Source organism: Burkholderia sp. AU16741, from assembly GCF_002223345.1.
Lineage (GTDB): Bacteria > Pseudomonadota > Gammaproteobacteria > Burkholderiales > Burkholderiaceae > Burkholderia > Burkholderia sola.
The window spans coordinates 329,703-343,873 of sequence record NZ_NKEZ01000007.1; the positions used below are offsets into that span (position 1 = coordinate 329,703).

At 69.6% G+C, this 14,171-nt stretch carries 11 protein-coding genes; 6 read left to right on the forward strand and 5 right to left on the reverse strand.

Features of this window, described 5'->3' with window-relative positions:
- The first annotated feature begins 4 nt into the window (after positions 1 to 4).
- The gene (locus CFB89_RS18360) at positions 5 to 2,803 is read left to right on the forward strand and encodes an Hsp70 family protein (protein WP_089469088.1); all 2,799 of its coding nucleotides are present in this window, start codon (positions 5 to 7) and stop codon (positions 2,801 to 2,803) included.
- Between the two features lie 97 nt (positions 2,804 to 2,900).
- On the opposite strand, the gene CFB89_RS34360 is transcribed toward CFB89_RS18360, so the two are convergent.
- Positions 2,901 to 3,131 (reverse strand): hypothetical protein, encoded by a 231-nt coding sequence (locus CFB89_RS34360; RefSeq protein ID WP_144030129.1) that lies wholly within the window; start codon positions 3,129 to 3,131, stop codon positions 2,901 to 2,903.
- A 48-nt stretch (positions 3,132 to 3,179) separates the two neighbouring features.
- Between CFB89_RS34360 and CFB89_RS18365 the strand changes: the two genes are divergently transcribed.
- On the forward strand, positions 3,180 to 3,629 hold the full coding sequence (locus CFB89_RS18365) for a hypothetical protein (protein WP_089469089.1): 450 nt from the start codon (positions 3,180 to 3,182) through the stop codon (positions 3,627 to 3,629).
- 56 nt (positions 3,630 to 3,685) lie between these two features.
- Here CFB89_RS18365 and CFB89_RS18370 read toward each other — a convergent pair whose 3' ends face one another.
- Both CFB89_RS18370 and CFB89_RS18375 read right to left on the reverse strand, forming a co-directional pair.
- Positions 3,686 to 5,110 carry a sensor histidine kinase gene (locus CFB89_RS18370; RefSeq protein ID WP_089469090.1) on the reverse strand — a complete coding sequence of 475 codons (1,425 nt, stop codon included), beginning with the start codon at positions 5,108 to 5,110 and terminating at the stop codon, positions 3,686 to 3,688.
- Positions 5,097 to 5,762: a response regulator transcription factor gene (locus CFB89_RS18375; RefSeq protein WP_089469091.1), complete on the reverse strand. Its 666-nt coding sequence runs from the start codon at positions 5,760 to 5,762 to the stop codon at positions 5,097 to 5,099. Before CFB89_RS18375 ends, CFB89_RS18370 begins: the two co-directional genes overlap by 14 nt.
- A 237-nt stretch (positions 5,763 to 5,999) precedes the next feature.
- Here CFB89_RS18375 and CFB89_RS18380 point away from each other — a divergent pair, with 237 nt between their 5' ends.
- Complete coding sequence (locus CFB89_RS18380) at positions 6,000 to 7,025, forward strand: ABC transporter substrate-binding protein (RefSeq protein ID WP_089469092.1); 1,026 nt, start codon at positions 6,000 to 6,002, stop codon at positions 7,023 to 7,025.
- Between the two features lie 113 nt (positions 7,026 to 7,138).
- On the forward strand, positions 7,139 to 8,449 hold the full coding sequence (locus tag CFB89_RS18385) for an MFS transporter (protein ID WP_089469431.1): 1,311 nt from the start codon (positions 7,139 to 7,141) through the stop codon (positions 8,447 to 8,449).
- 355 nt (positions 8,450 to 8,804) lie between these two features.
- Here the strand turns inward: CFB89_RS18385 and CFB89_RS18395 are convergent, their stop codons facing one another.
- Together CFB89_RS18395 and CFB89_RS18400 are read right to left on the reverse strand one after the other, a co-directional pair.
- Positions 8,805 to 10,610, reverse strand: a complete 1,806-nt coding sequence (locus CFB89_RS18395; protein ID WP_089469094.1) for a sensor histidine kinase — start codon at positions 10,608 to 10,610, stop codon at positions 8,805 to 8,807.
- On the reverse strand, positions 10,607 to 11,254 hold the full coding sequence (locus tag CFB89_RS18400) for a response regulator transcription factor (RefSeq protein ID WP_089469095.1): 648 nt from the start codon (positions 11,252 to 11,254) through the stop codon (positions 10,607 to 10,609). The genes CFB89_RS18395 and CFB89_RS18400 overlap by 4 nt, the downstream gene beginning before the upstream one ends.
- A 335-nt stretch (positions 11,255 to 11,589) precedes the next feature.
- On the opposite strand from CFB89_RS18400, the gene CFB89_RS18410 reads away from it, so the two are divergent.
- Together CFB89_RS18410 and CFB89_RS18415 are read left to right on the forward strand one after the other, a co-directional pair.
- On the forward strand, positions 11,590 to 12,042 hold the full coding sequence (locus CFB89_RS18410) for a hypothetical protein (protein WP_089469096.1): 453 nt from the start codon (positions 11,590 to 11,592) through the stop codon (positions 12,040 to 12,042).
- A gap of 108 nt (positions 12,043 to 12,150) precedes the next feature.
- Positions 12,151 to 14,169: a VTT domain-containing protein gene (locus tag CFB89_RS18415; protein ID WP_089469097.1), complete on the forward strand. Its 2,019-nt coding sequence runs from the start codon at positions 12,151 to 12,153 to the stop codon at positions 14,167 to 14,169.
- The last annotated feature ends 2 nt before the right edge of the window (positions 14,170 to 14,171 follow it).

The following is a 14,171-nucleotide window of genomic DNA, read 5'->3' on the forward strand; positions in this document are numbered from 1 at the left end:
CGCAATGAAGCGTTATACGGTCGGCATCGACCTCGGCACGAGCAATACGGTCGTCGCGTACGTCGAGGCGGGTTCCGACGCGATCCGCGTGTTCGACGTCGAGCAACTGGTCGGCCCCGGCGCGGTGGCCGCGCAGCCGCTGCTGCCGTCTGTGCGCTATCACCCGGCGGCGGGGGAGCTGCCGCCGGATGCGTTGCGGCTGCCGTGGGCGGCCGATGCGAAGGCCGCTCCGAACGCGGATGCGAAGGCTGATCCGAAGGCTGATCCGAAGGCCCACGCTAATGCGGCCGGTGCACGGCCCGCCGTGATCGGCCGCTACGCGCGCACGCTCGGCGCGCAGGTGCCGGGCCGGCTCGTGTCGAGCGCGAAGAGCTGGCTGTCGCACGCCGCGGTCGACCGGCTCGCGGCGATCCTGCCGTGGGGCGCGGCCGACGGCGTCGACAAGGTGTCGCCGGTCGATGCGAGCGCGAGCTACCTGGCGCACGTGCGCGACGCGTGGGACGCACGCTTTCCCGATGCGCCGCTCGCGCGGCAGGACGTGATCCTGACGGTACCCGCGTCGTTCGACGACGGCGCGCGCGCGCTGACGGTCGAAGCCGCCAAACGCGCGAAGCTGCCGGCGCTGCGGCTGCTGGAGGAGCCACAGGCCGCATTCTACGACTGGCTGTACGGCCAGCGCGCGACGTTGCGCGACACGTTCGCCGCGCCGCGGCGCGTGCTGATCTGCGACGTCGGCGGCGGCACGACCGACCTCACGCTTGTCGACGTCGCGCCGGGCGACGACGGCGAGCCGACCTTTACGCGCGTCGGCGTCGGCAATCACCTGATGCTCGGCGGCGACAACATGGACCTCGCGCTCGCGCGCCTGGTCGAGTCGCGGCTGACCGAGCCCGGTACGCGGCTGTCGGCCGCGAGCCTGTCGCAACTCGTCGAGCGCTGCCGTGCGGCGAAGGAGCGGCTGCTCGGCGACGACGCGCCGGCGTCCGTCACCGTCACGCTGCTCGGCGCGGGCAGCAAGCTCGTCGGCGGCGCGCGCTCGGCCGAGCTGACACGGCAGGAAGTCGAGCAGATCGTCGTCGACGGGTTCTTTCCGCAGGTCGAGGCCGGCGAATTGCCGCGCCGCGCGCGCGCGGCGATCGTCGAATTCGGCTTGCCGTATGCGAGCGACGCGGCCGTCACGCGCCACGTCGCCGCGTTCCTGAACCGTCATGCGGAAGGCCCGCTGCCCGACACGCTGCTGCTCAACGGCGGTGTGTTCCGCGCGGGCGCGCTCGCCGGCCGTCTCGCGCAGACGCTCGGCGCGTGGCGCGGCGCACCGCTCGACGTGCTGCACAACGCGCATCCCGATGTGGCCGTCGCGCGCGGCGCGGTGGCCTACGGGCTGGCGCGTGCCGGCCATGCGCCGCGCATCGGCGGCGGCTCCGCGCGCAGCTATTTCCTCGTGCTCGACGATGGCGAAGGCGACGCGGGCGCACGCGGCGTCTGCCTGCTGCCGCGCGGTGCGGAAGAGGGCCGCGAGATCCGGCTCGACGATCGCACGTTCGCGCTGCAGCTCGGGCAGCCGGTGCGCTTCCACCTCGTATCGACGGTGGCAGACACGAAGTATCGACCCGGCGATCTCGTCGATCTCGACGGCGGCGATTTCGTGCGGCTGCCGCCGATCGCGACGGTCGTCGACGCGAAGGCGGGCGGCGACGCGCGCGAAACGCCGGTGAAGCTCACCGCGTCGCTGACCGAGGTCGGCACGCTCGAAATGCATTGCATCGCGACCGACGACGCGGCGCGCCGCTGGCGGCTCGAATTCCAGTTGCGCGGCGATGCGCCGGTTCACGGCGACGATGCGGCGCCCGCCCGGCATCCGCGGCTCGACCAGGCGATCGAGCTGATCGAGCGCTCGTTCGGCAGCAAGGTTGCGGGCGTCACGCCGAAGGACACGCGCCGGTTGCGCGCGCAACTGGAACAGGTGCTCGGTGCGCGCGAAGACTGGGACGTCGCGCTGGCGCGCGAACTGTTCGACGCATTGCTCGCGCGGGCGCGGCGGCGGCGCCGCTCGGCCGATCACGAGCGCGCATGGCTGAATCTCGCCGGGTATTGCCTGCGTCCGGGCTTCGGCCATCCGCTCGACGCGTGGCGCGTCGAGCAGCTGTGGCCGCTGTTCGACGACGGCATTCAATACGTGACCGACGCGCAGGTGTGGTCCGAGTGGTGGACGCTGTGGCGGCGCGTGGCCGGCGGCCTCGACGACGATGCGCAGACGCAGGTGCGCGACGCAATCGCGTTCCTCGAACCGTCCGACGACAAGCGGCGCAAGCTGCCGTTCGATCCGGCCAAGGTCGGGCCGGCGGACATGACGCGGTTGTCCGCGTCGCTCGAACGGCTGCCTGTCGAACGCAAGGTCGAACTGGCCGAGCGCCTGATCGTGCAATTGCAGAAGCCGGCCGAACGCGCGTTGTGCGCGTGGGCGCTCGGGCGGATCGGAGCAAGGCGGCCGTTCTATGGCAGTGCGCATAGCGTCGTGCCGGCGGAAATCGTCATTGGCTGGCTCGATGCGCTGTTCGCGCTCGACTGGAAGCAGGTCGAGCCGGCTGCGTTCGCGGCGGCACAGATTGCGCGGATGACGGGCGATCGTTCGCGCGATCTGCCGGACGATACGCGCGAGGCCGTCATCAAGCGCCTGTCGGCCACGAATGTATCGGCGGCGTGGATCGACATGGTCCGTGAAGCGATCGCGTTCGACGAAGCCGATACGGTGCGCGTGTTCGGCGAAACGCTGCCGGCCGGGTTGAAGCTGTTGGGAGATTGAGAGCAGTACGGGACGCTTCGATCTCGTTTGCGGATCGAAGCGTCCGGTCTCGGTCGCGGTCGTGCCGCCCATGGCACGACCGCGAAGCCGGTTTCATTCAGGCGTGCGGCACCACTTCGCGACGCTTTTCCGCTGATTCGATTTCTGCTCCATCGCACGCGGTTACCGAACGGGTATCGCCAATACCGAAACGGGCATTGTGTTGTCGACGCACAAGGCGTGATGCGGGCACGGCCGCGCCGCGTTCGTGCGTGCGGTCACCGTGCGGCGACGGCGAATGTGCGTTCATGAGTCGCCTGGAAAAATCGTCACCGATACCGAAATTCACGGTAGATTGACGGTCTCCTGATCTCGACCGCCACGGGGTTGCCGCGCCATGTTGACCTATTCGATCCAGAAAGTCGGCTACGATTTCAATCAGCTCGATCAGCAGGGCGCGACCGACTACGCGTCGTTCGTTCATGCGTTCGATGCGTTTCCTTGGGCGGCTCAGCATGTCGAATGGAACGAGACGCAGGACGGCCCGCTACCGGCGCTCGTGCTGCAGCATGCCGACGATCAGCGCGAGCTGTGGGTGACTGCGTTGACGGACGCACACTCGGACGGTTTCCAGCTCAATGCGGTGTCCATGCGGATGAAGAAGGGGCTTTTCGGCATCGGCAAGGGCAAGCTGGAGCAGCACGTCGAGACGATCGACGTGAGAAAGCGCGTCGATGTCGACGCGTTGTGCCGGTTGTTCTGCGCGCGCCAGTATGACGAGCTGGACGAACGGGTTGCGCGACATGCGCAGCGCAACGCCGACGACGATCGGGACAGCGACGACTGAACGCGTGTCGTCCGGCGGCGTTCAATCGGGCCTGACTGCGCCGGATCTGCGGTTGCCTAAGCGTCGCTTGCGGCGTGCGTCGTCGCCGCGCGCGGAAACGTCAGCACCACCGCGAACCCGCCTGCTTCGGGAAACGCGAACCCGACGCGCCCGCCGTGCGCCTTCATCACTTCCTGCACGATCGCGAGCCCGAGCCCGGACCCGGTACGCCGCTCGCTGCCGTCCGGCGCGATCCGCACGAACGGCTGCAACGCCGCGCCCCAATGCTCGCGCGGTATCCCGCGCCCGTTGTCGGTGACGGTCAGCGTCACCGCCTGATCCGCGTTCCCCATGGTCGCGACCGACACGACGATGTCGTCCGCATGCCCATGCAGCAGTGCGTTGTGCAGCACGTTCGACAGCGCCTCCTGAAGACTGATCGCATCGCCGTCGATCCATGCATGCGGCGCGTCGCTCGCGAACGCAACGGCCACGTCTCGCTCGCCGGCGAGCGGAATCGTGCGGCCCAGGACCTCTTTCGCGAGCGCGACGAGTTCGACCGGTTGCAGCGGCACGGCCTCGGTGCGGTGAATCACCATCGCATGATTGAGCAACTGGCCGGTGAGCCGGCCGACGTCCGAAGAGGTCGCACGCAACGCATCGAGCCGCGCCGCGTGGCGCGCCGGATCCGATTCGCCGTCGAGGAGCTCGATCTGCGCGTCGAGCCGCGCGAGCGGGGTGCGCATCTGATGCGCGGCGTCGGCGATGAAGCGCTGCATCGCGTTGATCCGCTCGGCGAGGCGATGCATCAGGCCGTTGATCGACCCGATGATCGCGTCGATTTCGCTCGGCGTATCGACGGCCACCGGCCGCAGGTCGGCCGGGTCGCGCGCGGCGATGATCGTGCCGATCTGCGCGAGCGGGCGCAGGCCGCGCCGGATCGCGAGGCCGCTCGCGCCGATCGCGAGCACGCTCATCAGCAGGATCAGCGTCCATACCTTGATGCTCATGTCGTTTGTCAGTTGCTGGCGGGCGTTGGTTGTCTGCGCAACCGTCACGAGCGCCCAGCCCGGCGTGCTCTCCTCGGGCATGTAGCGCGCGATCGTCGCGGTGCGCACCCGGTGACCCTGGTAGACGGCATTCGCGAACGCGGGGCCCTGCTTCGCGGCGGCGAGCGTCGCCGGGCTCGCGAGATCGTTGTAGCCGGCCACGACCACGCCGCGCGAATCGACCACCTTGTAGTAGACGAGGTCGTAGCGCGACAGCGTCGACAGCGCGGCCACCGGCGGATTCAGCGCGAGCACGCCGCCTTGCACGTAGAGGTTTTCCGCGACCTGGATCGATGCGCCGGCGAGCAACTGGTCGTACGCGCGTTCGGCCGCGACGCCCGCGTAGTAGCGCGCGGTCGCCGCGAGCGCGAGCGCGCCGGTCGCGACGACGAGCGCGATGAACAGCAGCGTGCGCCCGAACAGCGTCTTCGGGAACCAGTCAGTGCGCCGCAATCTGATACCCCATTCCGCGCGCGGTGCGGATTTCGACCGAGCTGCCCTGCAGCTTCCTGCGCACGCGCGTCACGTATTGCTCGACCGCGTTCGCGGTCGGCTCGTTGCCGAAGCTGAACAGTTGATTCAGCAGTTCTTCCTTCGAGAAGATCCGCTGCGGGCGGCTCGCGAGGATTTCGAGCAGCGCGAATTCCTGGCGCGACAGCGACAGCGGCTGGCCGTCGAGTTCCGCGAGGCGGCTGCTGCGGTCGATCGCGAGGCCGGCGAGCGTCAGCACGTCGTTCGCGTGGCCGCTGTTGCGGCGCAGGAGCGCCTGCACGCGTGCGTCGAGTTCGCGGTAGTCGAACGGCTTCACGAGGTAGTCGTCGGCGCCGAGGCCGAGGCCGCTCACACGGTCGTCGATCGCCGAGCGCGCGGTGACGAGCAGCACGGGCGTCGTGCTGCCGGACGCGCGCAGGTGGCGCAACACCGTGAAGCCGTCCATGCCGGGCAGGTTCGCATCGAGCACGACGAGATCGAAGCGCTCGACGCGCAGCAACCCGTTCGCGGTCGCGCCGTCGGTTTCGAGATCGACGGCGTGGCCGAGCCGCGCCAGCCGGCTGCGGATCGCCGCGCCGATTTCGGCATCGTCCTCCACGACGAGAATGCGCATGGTGCCGTTCGCAGGTAGGTGGATTAGGGGTTTTCCCGGGGCAGGGATGTCAGCATTTTCTCAGACTCGGCCGATAACCTGTGTCGAGCCGGAAGCAGGATGCAAGGACGGCATTAATACCAGAAATATTCAAGGAGACGGCAACATGCAGCATGTCACGGGCACGACGAACGCGCGCCGCGGCGCCACGCCGGCTTGCGCGCGGCCGCTGGCCGTCCGCCGCACGGCGGTGCGTGCATGATCGCGTCGCCGCGCCGCCGCGCGTTGATCGCAGCCGGCCTCGGCGTGCTGGGCATGCTCGGAGCGCCGGCGCTCGTGCGCGCGAAGCCGCGCACGGTGCGGATCTCGAAAGGCTATGGCGTGCTGTACCTGCCGCTGCTCGTGATGGAGAAGCAGCGGCTGTTCGAGCAGCATGCGGCGCGCCACGGCGTGCGCGACGTCGCGGTCGACTGGGTGCTGCTCGACGGCGGCAATTCCGTCAACGACGCGATGATGGCCGGCACGCTCGATTTCGCCGGCGCCGGCGCGCCGGGTTTCATCGAGCTGTGGGCGCGGGCGCGCGGCATTCCGAACGTCGAGGTAATAGGCATCAGCGGGCTGTCGACCACGTCGCTGTCGCTGAATGCGAACCGCGCGGGCCTCGTGTCGCTGCGCGACTTCACGCCGTCCGACCGGATCGCGGTGCCGGGCATCCGCACGTCGCTGTCGGCGGTCGTGCTGCAGATGGTCGCGAGCCGGCAGCTCGGCCCGACGCATTTCGCGCAGCTCGATTCGATCACCGTGAACCTGCCGCATCCGCAGGCGATGCAGGCGCTGATCCGCCGCGAGAACGGCGTGACCGCGCACTTCACGTCGCCGCCGTTCTCGACGCTGGAACTGCGGCAGCCGGGTATTCACCGTGTCGTGAGTTCGGTCGACGTGCTTGGCCCGATGACGCTCGACGTCGTGTTCGCGCCGAAGCGGCTCGTCGATACGGAGCCGGCGCTCGCCGCCGCGTTTCTCGGCGCGCTCGACGAAGCGAACCGCCTGATCGCGCAGGACCCGCGCGCGGCGGCCGCGCTCTATGCGTCGTCGTCCGGCGTCGGCGTGTCGCACGACGACGTGATGCGGATGCTCGCCGCGCCGGACACGCGCTTCTCGGTGCGGCCGAACCAGCTGATGGACTACGTCGACTTCCTGTACCTGGCCGGCACGATCAAGGCGAAGCCGCGCGCGTGGCACGAGATGTTCGCGCCGATGCTTGACGACTACCGGTCGGGTTGAGCCACGCGGGCCGCGATCCGAGTCCATTCATTGAACCACGTGACGCCCGCGCGTTCATCAAGCGCGGCGCCGATTCAACCGATATGCAACCGATTCCCCTCAAGGAGCCTGAAGTGAACGCTACCGACACCCTGGACCCCGCGTCCGCCGAAGAACAGCGCATCATGTCGAAGATGGCGCGGCGCCTGCTGCCCATCCTCGTCGTGATGTTCCTGATCGCGTTCATCGACCGGCAGAACGTCGGTTTCGCGAAACTGCAGATGGTGCACAGCCTCGGGATGACGGAAGCCGCGTTCGGGCTCGCGTCGTCGCTGTTCTTCATCGGCTACCTGCTGTTCGAGGTGCCGAGCACGCTCGCGCTGCATCGTTACGGCGCGCGGGTGTGGCTCGCACGCATCATGCTGACGTGGGGGCTCATCACGGTGCTGATGGGCTTCACGACGTCGATGCCCGCATTCTGCTCGCTGCGCTTCGTGCTCGGCATCGCCGAGGCCGGCTTCTATCCGGGCGTGATCTATTATCTGACGCTGTGGTTTCCGCAGAGCTACCGCGCGAAGGTGCTCGGCATCTTCACGCTCGGCAGCGCGCTCGCGAACATGCTCGGCTCGCTGGTCGGCGGCCTGCTGCTGAGCCTGAACGGCGTGTGGGGGCTGGCGGGCTGGCAGTGGGTGTTCGTCGCGACGGGCATTCCGGCCGTGATCGTCGCGATCGTCGTGTTCCGCGTGCTGCCCGCGTCGTTCCGCGAAGCGCCGTTCCTCGACGAGCGCGAGAAGCAGATCGTCGCGGCCGCGCTGGAGCGCGAGAAGCCGGCGCAGGCCGAGCATGGCCAGCCGTGGAAGGCGCTGCTCGATCCGCGCGTGATGCTGTTCGCGGCGACCTACATGCTGATGTCGACGTCGCTGTACGGCGTCACGTACTGGCTGCCGACGCTCGTGAAATCGTTCGGCGTGTCGAGCACCACGAACGGGTTCCTGAGCATGCTGCCGTGGGCGCTCGCGGTGGTGCTGCTGGTGTGGCTGCCGGCGAAGCTGCGCCGCGCGAAGAGCATCCTGCGCACGATCGCGATCGTCGCGGCGCTCGGCGCGCTCGGCTTCCTGCTGAGTCTCGTGCTGCCGTCGACGCCGCTGCGCTTCATCGCGCTCGTGCTGGGCGGCGCGTGCATTCCGCTGCTGTATCCGTGCTTCTGGTCGATGCCGCCGCGCTACTTCACCGGAGCACGGGCGGCCGCGAGCGTCGCGGCGATCAACTCGATCGGCAACCTCGGCGGCTTCTTCAGCCAGAACCTGATGCCGTTCGCGGGCAAGGTGACGGGCACCGCGTTCGGGCCGATGATCGTGCCGATCGTGTGCCTCGCGTTGCTCGGCTTCGGTGCGCTGGTCGCGTGGACGCGCTCGGAGCGAGGGATGGTCGCGGCGCGGGCGTGATGGCGTGCGGCGTTGCCGCAGCGTCGGCCGGTTTCCGATGCTCCGGAAACAGGACGACGCATGCCGGTTCGGCGGCAGGTACTCGAGCGCGCTACCGTGCCGGGCACATGCGACGAATGGAGCGGGAAATGACGAAAGGGGCGACGATGAACATGTCTTGCGACGGCGTTGCGCATCGCGCGCGGCACGCGTTTGTCGCACGTGGGCGGGCATCGCGTGACGAGGCGGGGCGGATCGGCGAATACATCGATGCGGCAAACGTGCGCGCGGAACTCGAGCGCCTGCCGAAAGCGGCGCCCTCGACGAAGGCAGTCGACTAAACCATCGTTGTCCGGCGCCGCCCGCCGCCCCTTGTCTACCCCCGCGAACCTCCGTGCTCGCCATGCGCGAGCGCCACAGGCGACGGCACCCGCGGAATCTCGACCTCGACCGTCGTGCCTTCGCCGAGCGTCGTCGCGATCCGCAGCGTGCCGCCGACCAGATACGCACGCTCGCGCAACCCCACCAGCCCGAACGAAGCCGACTTGCGCGGCACGGCGGGGTCGAAGCCCGCGCCGTCGTCGCGTATCGTCAGCGCGATCGCTTCGCTGCCGCACGCGAGGTCGACGTCCGCGTGCGATGCGGCCGCGTGCCGGGCGACGTTCGCGAGCGCTTCCTGCGCGATGCGGAACACGGCCGTCGCATACGGCTCGTCGAGTTGCAGCTCGGGCGGCTCGACGTGCAGCGAACAGGTAATCCCGTGACGATGCCGGAAATCTTCCACGAGCCATTGCATCGCCGCCGCGAAGCCGAGATCGTCGAGCATCAGCGGGCGCAGGTCCGACGCGATGCGGCGCGTCGCGGCCACCGCGCCGCGCGCGAGCGCATGCATCGCCGCGATCTTGCGTGCGAGCGATGCGTCGTCCTGCGGCACGCGGTCGATCAGCCATTCGAGATCGTTCTTCAGCGCCGCGAGCGACTGCGCCAGTTCGTCGTGCAGTTCGCGCGCGATGCGGCGCTGCTCGGCTTCGCGGGCGCTGGCGCTGATCGCGGCGATCTCGCGCAGCTCCTCGCGCGACGCCTGAAGCGCCCGTTCCGCGCGCACGCGCTCCTCGACTTCGCGTCGCAAGTCGCGGTTCGACGCGCTCAGCTGCGCGGTGCGTGCGGCGACGCGCTGTTCGAGCCGTTCGTTCGCATCGTTCAACTGCGCGCTTTTCTGTACGACGAGCAAATGCTGAAAGCGTGCGCCGGCCAGCGCACGTACCGTCTGCGCGTGCAGCCGGCCGTTCTCGAACAGCATCGCGAACAGCACGACGCCCGATGCGACGAGACCATACGCGCGCCCCGCATAGAAACCGAGATCGAAGCGGCCGTGATTCAGCATCGACGACAGCGCGATGTCGAACAGCCACGCGACGAGCACCGTCATCACCCACAGGTCGAGCACGGAATGGCGGCGCCGCTGCCGCCACATCAGCATCAGCGCGACCAGGTTCAAGCCCCAGACGACGGTGATCGCTTTCGTCATCGTCGCGGTCATCCGGTTGCCGCTCATGATGTGCGGCAGCAGGTCGTGGCCGGCCGTCGCGAACAGCGCGAGCGCGACCGTCGCGCCGATCGCGGCGGCGATGCAGAGGCCGACCGGAATCGCCGCGCGGCGCTGCGGTGCCGGAGCCGGGGCCGGACGCCCGCGCGACGTCGCGCGCAGCAGCGCGTACGCGGCGACCGACAGCGGAAAGCCGCCATGCCAGAACAGGTACAGCCATGCGGTGGTCTGCTCCCCGGCGCCGAGCAGGCCGGTCGGCGCGAACAACCCGGGGAAGGTCAGCATGTGCGTGCCGGCCATGAACGCCGTGAACAGGTAGCCGCCCGCCAGCACGAGCAGCGGCTTCTCGCGCAGGATCGCGTACTGGCCGAGCAGCAGGCCGGCCGTCACCATGTCGTCGACGACGATCGCCGACTGATACACGGGAATGAACGCCCAGCCCGGCGCGAGCGGCTTGGCCGCGAACGGCGCGAGCGCGGCGAAGATCACGGCCGATACGAGCACCGTCGCGAGCGCGAGCCGCCGTTCGCGCCGGCCCGGCGGCAGCGACGACATGAACAGGCGCGACGTGTCCCGATCAGCGTCGTTCGGCGGCGGCGGCGGCGGAGCGGGCGGGAAGCGGAAGGCGGCCATCATGCGTCGTCGGCCCCGAGATCGAGATCGTGGCGCACCGTGTAGCGGACCAGCGCGGCTTCGTGCGGCAGCCCCATCTTCTCGAGGATCCGCGTCTTGTACGTGCTGACCGTCTTCGCGCTCAGCGCGAGTTCGGACGCGATTCGCGTGACGGTCTGACCGGCGACGATGCGGCGCATCACGTCGAACTCGCGCGCGGACAGTCGCTCGTGCGGCAGGGCCTGAGCCGGCGCGCGCAGCGTGTGGGCGAGGCTTTCCGCCGCGGACGGGCTCACGTAGACGCCGCCCGCCGCGACCTTGCCGACAGCCTCGACGAGCTCGGCGGTCGCACTGTCCTTCGTCAGGTAGCCGGTGGCGCCGGCCTTGAACGCGCGCGCCGCGTACTGCGCTTCGGTGTGCATCGTCAACACCAGCGTGCGCAGCGACGGCGCCTGGCGCTTGACCAGCCGGATCAGCTCGATGCCGGTCGGCGCGGGCATCGACAGGTCGAGCAGCAGCACGTCGGCGGCCATGCGCTCGGCCAGCGCGAGCGTGCCCGAGCCGTCGCTCGCCTCGCCGACGATCTCGAAACCGCCGGCCATCTCCAGAATGTGACGCAGTCCGTCCCGCATGACTGCGTGATCGTCAGCCAGAATTACCCTGATCATCTTCCAGCGTTCCTCTTCGGGATGACGCCGCGCGTTGCTGTCGTTGCTGTCCGGTTTGTCGCCGCGGCCGTTCTTCTGACCAATATATTCCCCCGGACCCGAAAACGGTACTCGTTCGCGAAATTTTCAAGACGGTTGATCGAGGAATCCGCACTGCGACGAAATAATTCACGGGACAGCACCCCGTGCGCCGCCCATGCGAACCAGGGTATTCCCGGATGATCGTTGCACCCGATGCGGGCCGGCGCGGCCTCGACGGGCCGGCCCCGCGAATCGTTCCGATTCGGGACTAAACTGGTGCCCGATGCCGTCCGTTCGAACCGAGGAGCCCCGCAATGATCGACCTGGCCGATATCCTGCCGTCCGCATTGCCTGCCGCGGTCGCCTGGGCCGAAGCGGAGGCGGCGCGCGGGCTCGCGCAGGGCGCGCCGCTGACGCCGGCGCAAGCCGACGACGCGCGCACGGTGGACGTCGCGCACCCGGACCGGATTCGCGTGATGACGGTCGAGCGCATGCCGTTTCCCGACACGCCGACGCTTGCCGCGATCGCCCGCGATACCGGGCTGCTGGCGCCCGGGACGATCGGCCTCACGCTCGGTCACGCGGTGTACGTGCTGCGCGGGCAGGACACGCGCCGGCTGCTGACCCACGAGTTCCGTCACGTGCATCAATACGAGGCCGCCGGCTCGATCGGCGCGTTTCTTGCTCGCTATCTGCACGAGATCGCGACGGTCGGCTACCACGATGCGCCGCTCGAGGTCGACGCGCGGCAACACGAGTTCGATTGACGCTGGCCTCCGACGCCGGCGCGAGCACGCGCATGTCGCGATGAACGTATTCGATGCCTCTGCCGGCCCGCTGTTCGCGCATCGGGCCGCACCGTTCGGGAGTGTGCGATGAGCGACGCGATCCATGCGTGGGTCGGCGCGATCGGCGCGCATCCGCTGCTCGTACTGGCGATCGTGTTCGTGGCCGCGTGTGCCGAAGCGATCGCGCTGATCGGCACGGTCGTGCCGGCCGGCGCCGTGATGTTCGCGGCCGGGGCACTGATCGGCGCCGGTGCGCTCGACGCATGGGCGACGATCGGCGTCGCGGCAGTCGGCGCGGTGATCGGCGACGGGATCAGCTACGAACTCGGGCGACGTTACCGCGGGATGATCCGCGAGATGTGGGCGCGCTTCGGCTCCGCGGGCGTCTACGCACGCGGCGAGGAGTTCGTGCTGCGTCATGGCATGAAGAGCATCGTGCTCGCGCGCTTTCTCGCGCCGGTGCGGGCGGTCGTGCCGGTCGTCGTGGGCTGCGCGACGCTGCCGCGCCGGTCGTTCTATCCGGTCAACGCGATCTCGGCGCTCGTGTGGGCGCCCGTGCACGTCGCGCCCGGCATCCTGTTCGGCGCGTCGGCCGCGCTGGCCGCGGCGATCAGCGTGCGGGTCGCCGCGATCCTGCTGGTCGTGGCCGCGCTGGTCGCGCTCGTGTGGATCGGCGTGCGCGTCGCGCTGAGACGCGGCTGGCCGTTGTTGTGTCGTGCGCTCGCCGAAGCGGTGCACGCGTGCGTGCGTCGCTGGCCGCGGTTCGGCGCGCGGCTGCACGACGGGATCGCATACCTGCGCGGGTTGCCGGGCGCGGTGCCCACGCTCGCGCTGTTGTTCATCGGCTGCGTGTGGCTGTTCGCGGGGATCGTGCAGGACGTCGTCGCGAACGATCCGCTGATGCATGCGGACATCGCGCTGTACGCGTTCCTGCAGCGCCTGCGCACGCCGCCCGTCGACGCCGCGATGAGCGCGCTCGCCGTGCTGCATGGGCACGACACGGGGCTGATCGTCGCGGCCGCGTTTCTCGTCTGGCTGATGATCCATCGCTGCTGGCTGACGGCCGTGTGGTGGCTCGCGACGGTCGGCGTCGCCGTCGTGCTCGTGCCGGTGTTCGGCGCGGGCGCGCCCGGCGCGACGCCCATGAGCCTGCCGCCCGGCGCGCTGCACGTGCCGCTGCCGGACGGCGACGCCGCCTTCGCGATCCTCGCGAGCAGCGGCCTTGGCTGGGTGCTCGCGCGCGATCGGCCCGCGCCGTGGCGCATTCCGGTGGTGACGGCGGTCGTGCTGTGGATCGTGCTTGGCGGCTTCGCGCGGCTGTACGTCGGCGATACCTGGTTGTCGGGCCTGCTGGGCGGGTGGAGCCTCGGGCTCGCATGGTTCGCGTTGCTCGCCGGCGCCTATGCGTACTGGCGCGTGCGCGAGCACGTGCAGCCGCGCGGCGCGCTCGTCGCGGTCGTCGTCGTGCTCGCGACGGCCGGCGTATGGACGGTGCCCGCGCAATGGCAGCGCGATCGCGCGGCGCGTCCGCGTGTCGGCGACGTGGTCGCGATGACCGTCGACCAGTGGTTGCGTGGCGGGTGGCAGCGCGTGCCGACGCGGCGCACCGAGATCGGCGGCGACCGCGAGGAATATCTGCCGCTGCAATGGAGCGCGACGTCGGACACGCTCGACCGCCATCTCGCGCAGGCCGGCTGGCAGCGCGCGACGCCGTGGTCGCCGGCCACCGCGCTGCGCTGGCTAGTGCCGCAGGCGCCCCCCGATACGCTGCCTGTGCTGCCGCGCTATACGCATGGCGAGAGCACGCGGCGCGTGTTCGTTCGCGTCGATCCGGCCCACCCGGAAAGCCGCTTGGTGCTGCGGTTGTGGCGCTATCCGTACGTGTTGCAGGATGCGCTCGGCATGCGGCCGCTGTGGTACGGCGCGCTGTATCGCGAAACGCTGCGCCGGCCGGCGCGGCTGATGACGATCGTGCACACGACGACGATCGACGATGCGGCGGCGATCGCGCACGCGTTGGCGGTGGAGCCGACGATCGCGCATCCGCCGGCGGGGATGAAGGCCGCGCCGGATGGGATGCTGCTGGTGTGGATGGTTCAGCCGTGAGG